Raw genomic sequence first — 13,702 nt, 5'->3', positions numbered from 1 at the left:
GCAGCGCCACCCGGCAATTTCTCACAGCGGCACAAAGAACCTGAACCGCGCCCCGCTCACGGACTCCATCAGCCTGATCCCGCCGCCGTGCAGCTCCAGCATTCGCTTAACGATTAACAGCCCTAACCCGCCGCGGTTCTCCCGCGATGCCTGGGTATTCAGCGCCGAAGGCCGCTGGAACAGATCGTCGCGCAGCGAGGCATCCACACCCGTTCCGGAGTCTGCCACTTCGACCTGAAGCTGTTCATTCTCCTGCCACACCGCCAGACGAATTTCCCCGCCGGTGGGCGTATGACGCATCGCGTTATCGAGCAGGTTGGTCACCACGCGCTCGATCATCGACACATCGGCATTGACCAGCGGCAAGGGGCCCGGCACGTCAATATGCAGATTCACCTCGCGCGTGCGGGCGGTAAGCTCAAACTTCTGCGCCACGTCGGAAATCAGCTCTCCAATCGCGAAACGCTCGCGCTGCGGCTTAATGCCGCCATGCTCAAGGCGCGCCAGCTCGAAAAGCTGCTGGGAAAGATGTCGTACCTTTTGTCCCTGACGCAGCGCGGTGGCGAGATACTGCTGGTGCTCCTGCGGCGTCAGGGTGGCGGATTTGAGCGACAGGGTTTCAAGATAGCCCAGCAGCGAGGTCAGCGGCGTGCGAAGATCGTGCGAAATGTTGGCGATAAACTCCCGGCGCTGGCGATCGCTGTCGGCCAGCTGGTCCCACTGGCGGGTAATTTTCCGCGCCAGCTCGATGAAACTGTTGCGCAGGAGCGCCACTTCGTCATTGGCCGCGGCATCCGGCGGCTGTGCTGCGAGCAGCCTGATTGCGCTAATGCTGTCCTGCTCCAGGCCGGTGACCTCTTCCGTCAGGCGCTTAACCGGACGCGTCACCCAGTACCAGACCAGCAGACCCGCCAGCAGGCCAAACAGAGCGACCCACAGCAATGACCAGAGCACCGTGCTCCAGAGCGCCTTATGCCAGGCCATTTCCGCCAGCGCGTTCGACTCCTCGCCCTGCAAAATGATGTACAGGTAGCCCTTGAGCTCGCCGTCCTGCCGCAGCGGCGTGGCGCTGAACACTTTTTTATTTTGACTGCGCGGATCGTCGCCCAGTACCGGTATGGCGGTACCGCTCAGGAAGGTCTGAACCGGTGCCAGGTCGATTTTTTGCCGCTGAATATGGCCCGGCGGTGCGGCATCGGCCAGGATTTCGCCGTCCGGCGAGATAACGTACAGTTCAACGCTCGGGTTGAAGGTCATCAGCCGGTCGAACAACGGCTTCAGCGCGTTGCGGTCAACCCTGCCCTGCGCGTCCAGAATCGGTTCCCGCTGGACGATCTGCTGCGCCAGGCCGCCCGACAACCGCTGCACCATCGCGTTGCCGTACTGCATACTGCTGTAGAGCTGTACCGCGCAGGCGACGGTAGCACAGAGCATCATCAGCAGGACAAACAGCAGCGTCAGTCGCTGGCTCAGGCTAAAGCGGCGCATCATGGTTTGGCTCCGCAAATTTGTAACCCTTGCCCCAGACGGTGCGAATTATCTCCGGCTCGGCGGCGTCCTTCTCAATCTTGATGCGCAGGCGGTTGATATGGGTGTTGACGGTGTGCTCGTAGCCTTCGTGCTGATAGCCCCACACCTGCTCCAGCAGCGCCAGACGGGAAAACACCTCGCCGGGATGGCGGGCGAAGAAGTACAGCAGTTCGAATTCGCGCGGGGTGAGATCCACCACCTGGCCGTGAAGCAGCACGCTGCGCGCCAGGGGATCGATCGTCAGGCCGTGGGCCTGAATTTGCCCGTCAGCCTGCGCCTGCCCCATCGCCTGCTGGCGGCGGAACAGCGCTTTGATGCGGGCAATCAGTTCCTGCACTGAAAAGGGTTTTGCCAGATAATCATCGGCGCCGGTTTCCAGCCCGGTGATGCGGTCGGTTTCGCTGCTGCGGGCGCTGATGATGATCACCGGCAGGTAGCGGGTCATCTGGCGGATGCGGCGGCAGATCTCCAGGCCGTCAACGTTGGGCAGCATCAGGTCGAGGATCACCGCATCCCACGGCTGTTTTTCAAGGCGCTGCAGGGCGTTGCCCCCGTCGGGCTCGTGGGTGATGGCGTAGCCTTCGTCTTCTAGGTTGAGCCGCAGAAGCGCCGCGATATCGTGGTCGTCTTCCACCAGCAGGATCTGCTTCATGAGTAAGCCTTTATTCATCTCTTATGACGTAAGCTTACCTGATTTTATGGGCGGGCAGAGTTCACATTTTGTTTAAGATTTCACGAGCAACGTCAGGACTTCATAATGCGCGGTATGCGGGAACATATCGAAAAGCTGCACGCGTGCAATGCGATAGCCCGGCAGTTGAGCGATGTCTTTCGCCATGGTCTGTGCGTTACAGCTTGAATAGACGATGTATTCCGGCGCCATCTGGCTCAGGTAGTCGCACAGGGATTTGCCAATCCCACGACGCGGCGGATTAACCAGCACCAGCTCCGGCACGTTGCCCTGACCGGTCGCGAACTGCGTGGAGTCCAGCGCCTGGAAGTGCAGATTGGTTAACCCCAGCTCAGCGGCGGACTGCTTTGCGCAGGCAATCGCTTCGGAGGAGATCTCAATGCCGGTGAGCTGCATCTCAGGCGTGGCGCAGTGCAGGCCAAAACCGCCCACGCCGCAGAACAGGTCCCACATATGATGGATGTTTAACGCGCGCACCCAGTCGCGGGCGGTGGCGTACAGGCTGCTTGCCACGGTCGGGTTGGTCTGGAAGAAGCTTTGCGGGCGGATCCACAGCGGCACGCCGTTGAAGCTCTCCGCCAGCGCGTGCTGGTTGGTGAAGAAAACCTCTTTCTCCCCTTCCATGATCGCCATATGCACCGGCTGAATGTTTGCGGTAATCACCTTTAACTGAGGAAGCTGTTCCTGCAGCCACGGCAGCGCCGCGCGCAGCTGCTCCAGCTTGGCTTCCGAGCGCAGCACGAAGCGCAGCATCATGCCGCCGTCGATCTGGCTTTCCGTCAGGAGAAGGTACTTCAGTTCGCCGCGCCTGCGGGCAACGTTGTAAGGCGTTAACCCCGCGCGAGCGATAAACGGTTTCAGTGCGGCAAAGACCGGCTCAAACGAGGCGGGATAGAGCGGGCAGTCGGTTAAGTCTTCCGGCGTGCCGTCGCGGTGCAGCATCCCCAGCAGCGGTTTTTCAACGCTTCCGCTGACCACCATTTTGGCTTTGTTACGAAAGCCCTGCTCCGGGCCGCTGACGGGTGCGCACCACTCGCCCACCGCGTGCGCTGCCAGCAGCTGTTGCAGGTCGGCCATTTTGGCGGTGAGTTGTTGAGAGACCGGCTGTTCTATCCACTGACAGGAGCGGCAGCGTCCGGCGTCATAGAGTGCGCACTGCATATGAAAACCTTAAGGAAAACGAGGGCTGCGATTATACACATTATTGCAGTCGGAAGAACCGCCGACTGGACGCCGGAACGAAAAGCAGGCAGAGCACCAGCATATCCGGCAGTTTTTGCATGACCAGCGCATGGAAAATCTCACGTCGCGACTCGCCCGGAATGCTGAACAGCTCAGGATAGCCATAGCCCAGCGAGGCGGCCCACAGATAGCTGGCGGCGGTCACCTGCGTGAGCAGATAGACCCAGCGCGCCCAGTTTCGCCCTTTGACCAGCGAAAACGCGCAGTAGATCTCGATAAACACCAGCACCAGGCTGCTTAAAAAGACCAGCGTCAGATTCCACGTCTGCACGCTGCGGTGAATGAATTCCCCGATGCCGCGCACGCCCAGCGTATTCAAAATCATCAGCACGTCCAGGCAGCGGATCATAATAATGGCGAGCGCCGCCACCTGAACCAGCGCAGGAACGTTAGGACGGGCGTGCGTAATACGTGATTTTTTTACTAATCCCAATGTTTTACTTCCCTGAAAAACAGTGCCGCGTCATGCGCGGCACATCACCGGAAATTTTAAATCCTTCAGCCGCGTCTTGCACGCTGGATATCGCGCACGCGCTGTTTTTCCGCGCGCGCCATCAAATACCAGGCGATAAATCCGACAATTCCGACCACGCCGAGGATGATAGAGGCCAGAGCATTGATCTCCGGGTTCACCCCCATGCGCACGCTGGAGAAGACCAGCATCGGCAGCGTCGTCGCGCCCGGCCCTGAGACAAAGCTGGCGATAACCAGATCGTCGAGGGAGAGCGTGAACGCCAGCAGCCAGCCGGAGATCACCGCCGGCATAATCATCGGCAGGGTAATGATGAAAAAGACCTTTAGCGGCGTGGCGCCGAGATCCATCGCCGCCTCTTCAATGGAGCGGTCCAGCTCGCGCAGGCGCGAGGAGATCACCACCGCCACATACGCGGTACAGAAGGTGACGTGCGCCAGCCAGATGGTAAGCATGCCGCGATCCGCCGGCCAGCCGATGGCGTGCGCCAGGGCCACGAACAGCAGCAGCAGCGACAGGCCGGTAATGACGTCCGGCATCACCAGCGGGGCAGTGATCATAAAGGCGAAACCGTTTGAGCCGCGAAAACGCCCGAAGCGCACCATCACCAGCGCGGCGATGGTGCCCAGAACGCAGGCCATCGTGGCCGCCAGCGCGGCAATGGTCAGGCTCAGCCCCACCGCGCTCATCATTGCGTCGTCGTGGAACAGCTCGCTGTACCAGCGCGTCGACCAGCCCGCCCAGACCGTCACCAGTTTGGAACTGTTGAACGAGTAGATCACCAGCATCAGCATCGGCGCATACAGGAAGGTGAAGCCGATAACGAGGATCAGAATGCGCCACGGGGAGCGTACTACCGGTAAGTTGTTCATCCGCGATCTCCCATCTGTTTCTGCTGATGCTTATGGAACCACATGATCGGGACGATCAGCAGCAGGAGCATGATAATCGCCACCGCCGACGCCACCGGCCAGTCGCGGTTATTGAAGAACTCCTGCCACAGCACGCGGCCAATCATGATGCTGTCCGGCCCGCCGAGCAGTTCCGGGATCACAAACTCCCCGACCGCCGGAATAAACACCAGCATCGACCCGGCAATGATTCCGCCTTTGGTCAGCGGGACAATCACGCTGAAGAAGGTCTTCAGCGGACGCGCGCCGAGATCGAGCGAGGCTTCCACCAGCGAGTAGTCAATCCGCGTCAGGGCGGTGTAAATCGGCAACACCATAAACGGCAGATAGGCATACACAATGCCGATATAGACCGCAAGGTTGGTGTGCAGGATGGTCAGCGGCTGATCGATAACCCCAAGCCACATCAGAAAATTATTCAGCACCCCGTTGTTTTTCAGGATCCCCATCCACGCGTAAACGCGTATCAGAAACGATGTCCACGACGGCAGGATCACCAGCAGCAGCAGGATGTTGCGCGTTGACGGCTTGCTGTGCGCCACGGCCCACGCCAGCGGGTAGCCCATCACCAGACAGCAGAGCGTCGAGATCGCCGCCACCTGCAGAGACTGCAGATAGGCTTCGAAATAGAGCGGATCCTCGGTGAGCTGGAGGAAGTTGCCCAGATTCAGCGTCAGCGTCAGCTGCCCGTCGGCCCACTCCCACAGATCGGTATACGGCGGGATCGCCCGCGCCATCTCCGCCAGGCTGATCTTAAAGACGATCAGGAACGGCAGCAGGAACAGCAGGATCAGCCACACGTAAGGCATGGCGATTACCAGCTTGCGCCCGTGGTTCATCTTAAGGCGCGTCAGCCAGTGGGCAAAGCCGCCCGGTTTTTTGACGCGGGCTGGAGGTTCAAGTGTGCTCATGATCGCTCCTTATACCGTCAGCACGACGCAACTGTCCGCGTCCCAGCACAGGCGCACTTCGTCGCCCCAGGTCGGCTGCCCCTTGCGGTAGCGATGTTCGTTCTGTAGCTGCGCGCTGAGCATCTGTCCGCTTTTCAGGCGCACGTGGTAAATGGAGAGATCGCCCAGATAGGCAATGTGCACCACTTCCCCGACGGCAAAGTTATAGCCATCGGCAGGCGGATCGTCACAGAGCATGATCTTCTCCGGGCGCAGCGCCACGTAGACCGGCACGTTATCCACCACCGAGCTGTCAGGATCGACCTTAAGCGGATGCTGCAGCCCCGGCGATTCGATGACCAGACCATCCTCCTGACGATCCTTCAGCAGCCCTTCAAAAACGTTGACCGAACCGATGAACTCCGCGCTGTAGCGGGTGGTCGGATGCTCGTAAATCTCTTCCGGCTCGCCAATCTGCACGAACTTCCCGCGGTTCATGATCGCGATACGCCCGGCCATGGTCATGGCCTCTTCCTGGTCATGGGTGACCATCACGCAGGTCACCCCCACGCGCTCGAGGATATCGACCACTTCGAGCTGCATACGGTCGCGCAGCTTTTTGTCCAGAGCGCCCATCGGCTCGTCGAGCAGCAGCAGTTTCGGGCGTTTCGCCAGGCTTCTCGCCAGCGCCACGCGCTGACGCTGACCGCCGGAAAGCTGGTGCGGCTTACGCTTCGCGAACTCCTGCATATGCACCAGGCTCAGCATTTCGGCCACGCGCGCGGTGATTTCGGCTTTCGGCAGCTTGTCCTGCTTCAGGCCAAAGGCGATGTTTTGCTCCACCGTCATGTGCGGAAACAGCGCGTAGGACTGGAACATCATATTAATCGGGCGCTGATACGGCGGCACGCTGGAGAGATCCACACCATCGAGCATGATTTGCCCGGCGGTGGGCTGTTCAAAACCGGCCAGCATACGCAGCAGGGTCGATTTACCGCAGCCCGATGCGCCCAATAGCGCGAATATTTCGCCTTTATAGATAGTCAGGCTGACGTCGTCCACGGCATGCTGGCCATCGAAAGATTTGGTGAGGTTACGAATTTCAAGAAGCGGGGTCAGCGCTTTACGGACTTTCGCCTGCGGGCGGGGGATCGCGTCATTCACGGGGTGTTCTCCGGTAGAGATCAAATCATGGTGCAGACGCACCAGAACGGTGCGCCTGTTGCCGGGGGCGCTTCGCTCGCCCGGCCTGTGACAAAGGGTTATTTACCGCTTTTCACCTTGGTCCACGCGCGGGTACGCACGCGGTCAATTTTTGGATCCTGAACTTTCAGGGTGAAGAGCTTGGCGAACACATCCGCTGGCGGATAGATAGCCGGGTTATTGCGGATTTCTTCGCTCACCAGCGGCACGGAGGCCTTGTTACCGTTGGCGTAGTAAACGTGGTCGCTGATGTGGGCGATCACCTCAGGACGCATCAGGTAATTCAGGAACTGGTAGGCTTCCTCTTTGTTTTTCGCATCAGCCGGCATGGCGAAGACGTCAAAGAAGGCCAGCGCCCCCTCCTTCGGAATGAAGTAGGACACATTCACGCCGTTTTTCGCCTCTTTCGCGCGGTTCGCCGCCTGCCACACGTCCCCTGCCCAGCCGATCGCCACGCAGATGTCGCCGTTCGCCAGGTCGTTGATGTACTGGGACGAGTGGAAGTAGCGAATGTTTGGACGCAGCTTCAGCAGCAGATCGGTCGCCGGGCCGGTGTAATCATTGGCTTTATTGCTGTTCGGGTCTTTGCCCAGGTAGTTCAGCACGGTGGCGAAAATCTCTTCCGGCGCATCGAGGAAGGAGACGCCGCAGCTTTTCAGCTTCTCAAGGTTTTCCGGCTTCAGCACCACGTCCCAGCTGTCCAGCTTAACGTCCGGGCCCAGCGCGGCTTTGACTTTATCCACGTTATAGCCGATACCGGTGGTCGCCCACAGGTAAGGCATGGCGTATTTGTTGTCCGGGTCGTGCTTCGCCACCAGCTTCAGCACTTCCGGATCGAGGTTTTTCCAGTTCGATAACTTGCTCTTGTCCAGCGGCTGGAAGACGCCCGCCGTCAGCTGACGTTCCAGGAAGCTTGCGGAAGGTACGACCAGGTCAAAACCGGTGCTGCCTGCCATCAGCTTTCCTTCCAGCACTTCGTTGGAATCGAAAACGTCATAGACCACTTTAATGCCGGTCTCTTTTTCAAAATTAGCGACCGTGTCCGGCGCAATATAGTCAGACCAGTTGTATACGTGCAGCGTTTTTTGTTCCGCAGCGAGCGTGCCGGCAGAGACGGCCATCAGAGCACCCGCAACCAGACCCGATAACCATTTTTTATTCAAGGCGATCATAGTGTTATTCCTTCTGAAAGCTCGTTAACAAACGAACTAAACTGTGCAATCTGGATATATGCAAAAATCATGCATAGTTTGTCGCTCTGCTCAAAATAAAAAGAAACCTCTTTACCCGGCAGGATCCGCTCGCTTTTTTAAGCATCGCAAGAATAACTGTAGCCCGTGTCTCCGGCTATAGCCCAGACGAAAAAACGCCTTTTATCAATTTTTTATGCAGGTTAAGTCTACGTGATAAGCCGAAATGGCCTTGAGGGAGGTGAAAAATTCTTTAAAGAAAGGTTAAAGGCAGCAGAAAAAATGGCCTTCTGCAGCCGCTATGGCAGCGACTGCGCAAAAGTCAGACAGGCTTAGTGAAGAAAATTGGGAGATGCATCATTATTCTCAGCATCGTCTTCCGCGCTATACAGCAGATGATGTGCATTGGCTTCCATCATAACCATGGAAATTTGCTCTTCGCTCAGGCGCATAAACCAGGCGAACTGCTTGAACGACAGCCCTGCCCCGGAGAATAAAGACTGGCAAACGACCAGTTTTGGCAGATTATCGTCCTGTATATCGAGAAATGCTTTCACCGTCAACGAACTGGCGTTGATAGCCGAGAGATCGGAGGCCAGCGCCAGCAGCGCAGAAGGCTTCACTTCGGCCAGCGCGGAAAAAAGGATCACGTCGTTAATCAGATCGATTTTGGCATCGAAAATGCCATCGAAATTCTGCATATGAGGCAGATGCAGCGCCTGGCAGGAATCACATTCGAAGAAGGTGATCCCGGCATCATCAAGCCATTGACGTAACGTATCCAGTGTAGGTACGACCTGTAAATCCATCGCTGTGCAGCCTCTTTAGTAAAAACTTCGCATAGGGTACTCAAAAAGCGCCCGGTAATCCATTTAACCGCCCGTTTTCAGACAGTAACCCGGCGTGGCATGACGCTCGATCCATGAGATCATTTTACCTGCAATATCGACCCCTGTGGTTTTTTCCACACCTTCCAGCCCCGGGGAGGCGTTCACCTCCATCACCAGCGGCCCGCGCGTCGCCCGAAGAAGGTCCACGCCCGCTACGTCCAGCCCCAGGGTTTGCGCCGCTTTCACGGCTATTTCCCGTTCGCGTTCGCTAATATCGGCTACCCGCGCAACGCCGCCGCGGTGAAGGTTAGAGCGGAAGTCGCCCTCTTTGGCCTGGCGCTCGATGGCCGCCACGACCTCGTTCCCCACCACGAAACAGCGAATGTCGCGCCCTTTCGCCTCTTCAATGTACTCCTGCACCAGAATGTGCGCATTCAGCCCGCGAAAGGCGTCGATCACGCTCTCCGCCGCCTGACGTGTTTCCGCTAACACCACGCCAATGCCCTGCGTGCCTTCCACCAGCTTGATCACTAGAGGCGCGCCGCCCACCATGTCGATGAGATCGCTGGTGTCGTCCGGTGAATGAGCAATGCCCGTGACGGGGAGATCGATCCCCTGTCGGGCGAGCAGCTGCAGGGAGCGCAGCTTGTCGCGGGCGCGGGAAATGGCGACGGATTCGTTGAGCGGATAGCTGCCCAGCATCTCGAACTGGCGCAGCGCGGCGGTGCCGTAGTAGGTAATCTGGGAGCCGATGCGGGGGATGACCGCGTCAAAGTGCGGCAGCTTGCGGCCTTTGTAGTGAATCGACGAGGCGGCGGGGTCGATATTCATATAGCAGGACATCGGGTCGAGGATCTCAACCTGATGCCCGCGTTTCGCCGCCGCTTCTCGCAGGCGCTTACATGAATAGAGCGTTCCGTCCCGGGACAATATGGCAATTTTCACCCTGCACCTCTCTGAAGACATGGAAAAAGCCTGCATATCATATACGCAGGCAGGCGCAGGAGGAATGGACTATCGCGTTGCCCAGCCCTGCTTGTGCAGATACTCAAGAATAAACGGGCGGTTTTCTTTGATGATGGTGCGGCGAATATGGTCCGTCCAGGTGTCGCGACGGTTATTGCTGCCGCGCGTCATGTAGTAGTTCGCCAGCTCTTCATCGTATTGATTCAGGACATCCTGATCGACCGGCTGGTAATGGTTTTCATGCACCAGCATCGCGGCAGGAATGCGCGGCTTGAGATCCGGGTTGTCCGCCGGCCAGCCGAGGCACAGGCCAAACAGCGGCAGCACGTGTTTTGGCAGCTTCAGCAGGTCGGTCACGCTTTGAATGTTGTTACGCAGCCCGCCGATATAGACACCGCCTAACCCCAGCGATTCCGCGGCCGTAAAGGCGTTTTGCGCCATCAGCGCGGTATCCACCACGCCCAGCAGCAGCTGTTCGGCCAGCCCCAGCTCGGCCTCAGGGCAGATCTGCAGGTGGCGGTTAAAGTCGGCGCAGAACACCCAGAACTCGGCTGCCTGAGCCACATGCTTCTGCCCGCCGGTGAGCGTCACCAGCTGTTCACGCATGGCCTTATCAGTAATACGGATAATCGAGCTGCACTGCAAAAAGCTGGAGCTGGAGGTGGCTCTTGCGCTGTCGATAATCGCATTACGCTGCGCCTCGGTAATCGGCTCATCGGTAAAGTGGCGAATGGAGCGGTGGGACTGGAGCAGGTCTATGGTTGGCGTCATCTTGTCTCTCTTTAGTCTTGCTTAATACGTATGGCAGCCAGTATAGGCAATGATGTGCGCGGTGTAATTGGCGAAACATAGCTCATAGGTATTATAACGACAGGCGAAACCTTCTTTAATGACGGCGGGTTATGGGGCACTATACGTGTCATTCGCCGTCAGGCTTGTTTTTTGAGGAGAGAGAAATGTTTGCAGTAATTTTTGGTCGTCCAGGGTGCCCTTACTGTGTGCGCGCGAAAGAGCTGGCTGAGAAACTGACCGAAGAGCGCGATGACTTCAACTTCCGCTATGTGGACATCCACGCGGAAGGCATCACCAAAGCCGACCTGGAAAAAACCGTCGGTAAGCCGGTTGAAACCGTGCCGCAGATCTTCCTCGATCAGAAACACATCGGCGGTTGCACCGACTTTGAGGCCTACGCTAAAGAGCATCTGGGCCTGTTTGCCGAGCAGTAATGAAGAGACGCCCTCACCCTGAGGGCGTTTTTATTTGCGGTGCCGTCGGTGCTGAACCAGGCTGCGCACAAACAGATAGCACAGCGCGCCAAGCGCGCACCAGAATACGCCGCTCAGCAACCACGCCAGCTCCTGCCAGAAACTCCGCGTTGAAATATACATCAGGCGCATCATCAGCAGACACAGCGGTGCAGCGAGCATGGCGCCGAGCAGCGGTTTCACCACCTCCCCTTGACGGGAGAGAAAACTGGCGGCAGCCCCCGGCAACGTGAAGAAGAGCAACCCCAGCTCAGGATGCCCGGACGCCCTGAACGCGCCCTTTACATTAAATGCGAGCGACATGCACACGACCGTGAACAGCAAAAAACAGCTGATCACCCCCGCCCAGTTTCGTTTCATATTCAAACTATCCTCCTGACTTATCTCTATCAAATACACATTCGTCGGGTAGACGCCCAGTCAGATAAAGCAGTGCGGCAATCCATGCCAAAGTACGCACAGGGTGATGCGATAATCAGTAGCTGTCAGTAGCTAATGCGATTAAACTACACGCCAGCTAATGTTTTAGGGAATAAAGCAGGAAACAGGGAGCGTTAGCGCTTTTCCCTGATCCAGAAAACAGTAGCCCAAAAAGTCCTTTCATTCAACAACTTACTGGTAAACAAGAAGTTAGCCTCCGTGAATATAAACGTCGCAGACTTGTTAAATGGGAATTACATCCTGTTATTATTTGTGGTACTGGCGCTGGGTCTTTGCCTGGGTAAATTGCGCCTGGGTTCGGTTCAACTCGGTAATTCCATTGGCGTTTTAGTCGTCTCCTTATTATTAGGCCAGCAGCACTTCAGCATTAACACGGACGCGCTGAACTTAGGTTTTATGCTGTTTATTTTTTGCGTTGGCGTAGAAGCGGGACCTAACTTTTTTTCAATTTTCTTCCGCGACGGCAAAAATTATCTGATGCTGGCGCTGGTGATGGTCGGCAGCGCGCTGCTGATCGCGTTAGGACTGGGCAAACTGTTTGGCTGGGATATCGGGCTTACGGCCGGTATGCTGGCCGGCTCTATGACGTCAACCCCCGTGCTCGTGGGCGCCGGTGATACCCTGCGCCATTCCGGCATGGCGGGCGCGCAGCTCTCTACCGCCCTCGACCATCTGAGCCTGGGCTACGCCCTGACCTATCTGATTGGTCTGGTGAGCCTGATCGTTGGCGCGCGCTACCTGCCAAAACTGCAGCACCAGGATCTGCAGACCAGCGCCCAGCAAATCGCCCGCGAGCGCGGCCTGGATACCGATTCCAAACGTAAAGTCTATCTCCCGGTTATCCGCGCCTACCGCGTCGGACCGGAGCTGGTGGCATGGGCAGACGGCAAAAATCTTCGCGAACTGGGGATTTACCGCCAGACGGGCTGCTACATCGAACGTATCCGCCGCAACGGCATTCTGGCGAACCCGGACGGCGACGCGGTGCTGCAGATGGGCGACGACATCGCGCTGGTGGGTTACCCGGACGCGCACGCCCGTCTCGACCCGAGCTTCCGTAACGGCAAAGAGGTGTTCGACCGCGACCTGCTCGACATGCGTATCGTCACCGAAGAGATCGTGGTGAAAAACCATAACGCCGTGGGCCGCCGTCTGGCGCAGCTGAAGCTGACCGACCACGGCTGCTTCCTCAACCGGGTGATCCGCAGCCAGATTGAAATGCCCATCGACGACAACGTCGTGCTCAACAAAGGCGACGTGCTACAGGTCAGCGGCGACGCGCGACGCGTAAAAACCGTTGCCGACCGCATCGGCTTTATCTCCATTCACAGCCAGGTCACCGACCTGCTGGCCTTCTGCGCCTTCTTCATTGTTGGCCTGATGATCGGGATGATCACCTTCCAGTTCAGCAACTTTAGCTTCGGCATCGGTAACGCCGCCGGTCTGCTGTTCGCCGGGATCATGCTGGGCTTCCTGCGAGCCAACCATCCGACCTTCGGCTACATTCCGCAGGGCGCGCTGAACATGGTGAAAGAGTTCGGTCTGATGGTGTTTATGGCGGGCGTTGGCCTGAGCGCGGGCAGCGGCATCGGCCACAGCCTGGGCGCCGTCGGCTGGCAGATGCTGGTTTCCGGACTTATCGTCAGCCTGGTGCCGGTGGTGATCTGCTTCCTGTTCGGCGCCTACGTGCTGCGTATGAACCGCGCCCTGCTGTTCGGGGCAATGATGGGGGCGCGTACCTGTGCCCCGGCGATGGAAATCATCAGCGATACCGCGCGCAGCAACATCCCGGCGCTGGGGTATGCAGGCACCTATGCTATCGCGAACGTACTGCTGACGCTGGCGGGTACGCTGATTATCATCATCTGGCCGGGACTCGGATAACTCCTAAGTTTGCGCGTAATGAAAAAATTTTTGTAACGCGCAGAACTTTTTTAGCAGGGGGCAGTCATAACTAGTGCCACTGCTTTTCTTTGATGTCCCCAATTTGTGGAGCCCATCAACCCCGCCGTTTTGGTTCAAGGTTGATGGGTTTTTTGTTGCCTGAAATTCCCCTTTCTGTAATCTGACC

Annotated in this window: 14 protein-coding genes; 2 read left to right on the top strand and 12 right to left on the bottom strand. The window is 57.8% G+C overall.

The annotated features are described in order from the left end of the window. Nucleotides 1-21: 21 nt before the first annotated feature. From IM273_RS04080 to nfsA, 11 genes are all read right to left on the bottom strand, one after another. Nucleotides 22-1,491, bottom strand: a complete 1,470-nt coding sequence (locus IM273_RS04080; protein ID WP_193050369.1) for an ATP-binding protein — start codon at nucleotides 1,489-1,491, stop codon at nucleotides 22-24. Further along, on the bottom strand, nucleotides 1,475-2,182 hold the full coding sequence (locus IM273_RS04075) for a response regulator transcription factor (RefSeq protein WP_041912037.1): 708 nt from the start codon (nucleotides 2,180-2,182) through the stop codon (nucleotides 1,475-1,477). The genes IM273_RS04080 and IM273_RS04075 overlap by 17 nt, the downstream gene beginning before the upstream one ends. A 72-nt stretch (nucleotides 2,183-2,254) precedes the next feature. Beyond that, nucleotides 2,255-3,382: a 23S rRNA (uracil(747)-C(5))-methyltransferase RlmC gene (rlmC, locus tag IM273_RS04070; RefSeq protein WP_193050367.1), complete on the bottom strand. Its 1,128-nt coding sequence runs from the start codon at nucleotides 3,380-3,382 to the stop codon at nucleotides 2,255-2,257. Nucleotides 3,383-3,422: 40 nt separating this feature from the next. Further along, the gene (locus tag IM273_RS04065; protein WP_028012509.1) at nucleotides 3,423-3,896 is read right to left on the bottom strand and encodes a YbjO family protein; all 474 of its coding nucleotides are present in this window, start codon (nucleotides 3,894-3,896) and stop codon (nucleotides 3,423-3,425) included. 65 nt (nucleotides 3,897-3,961) lie between these two features. Beyond that, complete coding sequence (gene potI, locus IM273_RS04060; RefSeq protein WP_028012508.1) at nucleotides 3,962-4,807, bottom strand: putrescine ABC transporter permease PotI; 846 nt, start codon at nucleotides 4,805-4,807, stop codon at nucleotides 3,962-3,964. Further along, nucleotides 4,804-5,757 carry a putrescine ABC transporter permease PotH gene (gene potH / locus IM273_RS04055; RefSeq protein ID WP_041910674.1) on the bottom strand — a complete coding sequence of 318 codons (954 nt, stop codon included), beginning with the start codon at nucleotides 5,755-5,757 and terminating at the stop codon, nucleotides 4,804-4,806. The genes potI and potH overlap by 4 nt, the downstream gene beginning before the upstream one ends. Nucleotides 5,758-5,766: 9 nt before the next feature. Then, complete coding sequence (potG, locus tag IM273_RS04050; RefSeq protein ID WP_045630953.1) at nucleotides 5,767-6,900, bottom strand: putrescine ABC transporter ATP-binding subunit PotG; 1,134 nt, start codon at nucleotides 6,898-6,900, stop codon at nucleotides 5,767-5,769. 98 nt (nucleotides 6,901-6,998) lie between these two features. After that, nucleotides 6,999-8,111: a spermidine/putrescine ABC transporter substrate-binding protein PotF gene (potF, locus tag IM273_RS04045; protein ID WP_193050366.1), complete on the bottom strand. Its 1,113-nt coding sequence runs from the start codon at nucleotides 8,109-8,111 to the stop codon at nucleotides 6,999-7,001. A 350-nt stretch (nucleotides 8,112-8,461) separates the two neighbouring features. Continuing rightward, on the bottom strand, nucleotides 8,462-8,938 hold the full coding sequence (locus IM273_RS04040) for a YbjN domain-containing protein (protein WP_003858385.1): 477 nt from the start codon (nucleotides 8,936-8,938) through the stop codon (nucleotides 8,462-8,464). A 63-nt stretch (nucleotides 8,939-9,001) separates the two neighbouring features. After that, entirely contained in the window at nucleotides 9,002-9,904 is a 903-nt protein-coding gene (gene rimK, locus IM273_RS04035) for a 30S ribosomal protein S6--L-glutamate ligase (protein ID WP_028012504.1), read from the bottom strand. Between the two features lie 69 nt (nucleotides 9,905-9,973). Next, complete coding sequence (gene nfsA / locus IM273_RS04030; protein WP_028012503.1) at nucleotides 9,974-10,696, bottom strand: nitroreductase NfsA; 723 nt, start codon at nucleotides 10,694-10,696, stop codon at nucleotides 9,974-9,976. A 185-nt stretch (nucleotides 10,697-10,881) separates the two neighbouring features. Between nfsA and IM273_RS04025 the strand changes: the two genes are divergently transcribed. Next, nucleotides 10,882-11,151 (top strand): GrxA family glutaredoxin, encoded by a 270-nt coding sequence (locus tag IM273_RS04025; protein WP_028012502.1) that lies wholly within the window; start codon nucleotides 10,882-10,884, stop codon nucleotides 11,149-11,151. 30 nt (nucleotides 11,152-11,181) lie between these two features. Here IM273_RS04025 and IM273_RS04020 read toward each other — a convergent pair whose 3' ends face one another. Continuing rightward, nucleotides 11,182-11,550: an inner membrane protein YbjM gene (locus tag IM273_RS04020; RefSeq protein WP_080339193.1), complete on the bottom strand. Its 369-nt coding sequence runs from the start codon at nucleotides 11,548-11,550 to the stop codon at nucleotides 11,182-11,184. A gap of 279 nt (nucleotides 11,551-11,829) precedes the next feature. Here IM273_RS04020 and IM273_RS04015 point away from each other — a divergent pair, with 279 nt between their 5' ends. Next, nucleotides 11,830-13,515, top strand: coding sequence for an aspartate:alanine antiporter (locus IM273_RS04015; protein WP_014169303.1), 1,686 nt, complete (start codon nucleotides 11,830-11,832; stop codon nucleotides 13,513-13,515). Nucleotides 13,516-13,702 lie beyond the last annotated feature (187 nt).

This window comes from Enterobacter cloacae complex sp. P13B, from assembly GCF_014895915.1.
GTDB classification, from domain to species: Bacteria; Pseudomonadota; Gammaproteobacteria; order Enterobacterales; family Enterobacteriaceae; genus Enterobacter; species Enterobacter bugandensis.
The sequence above is the reverse complement of the archived record's forward strand: the minus strand, read 5'-3'. Positions and strand labels throughout refer to the sequence as shown.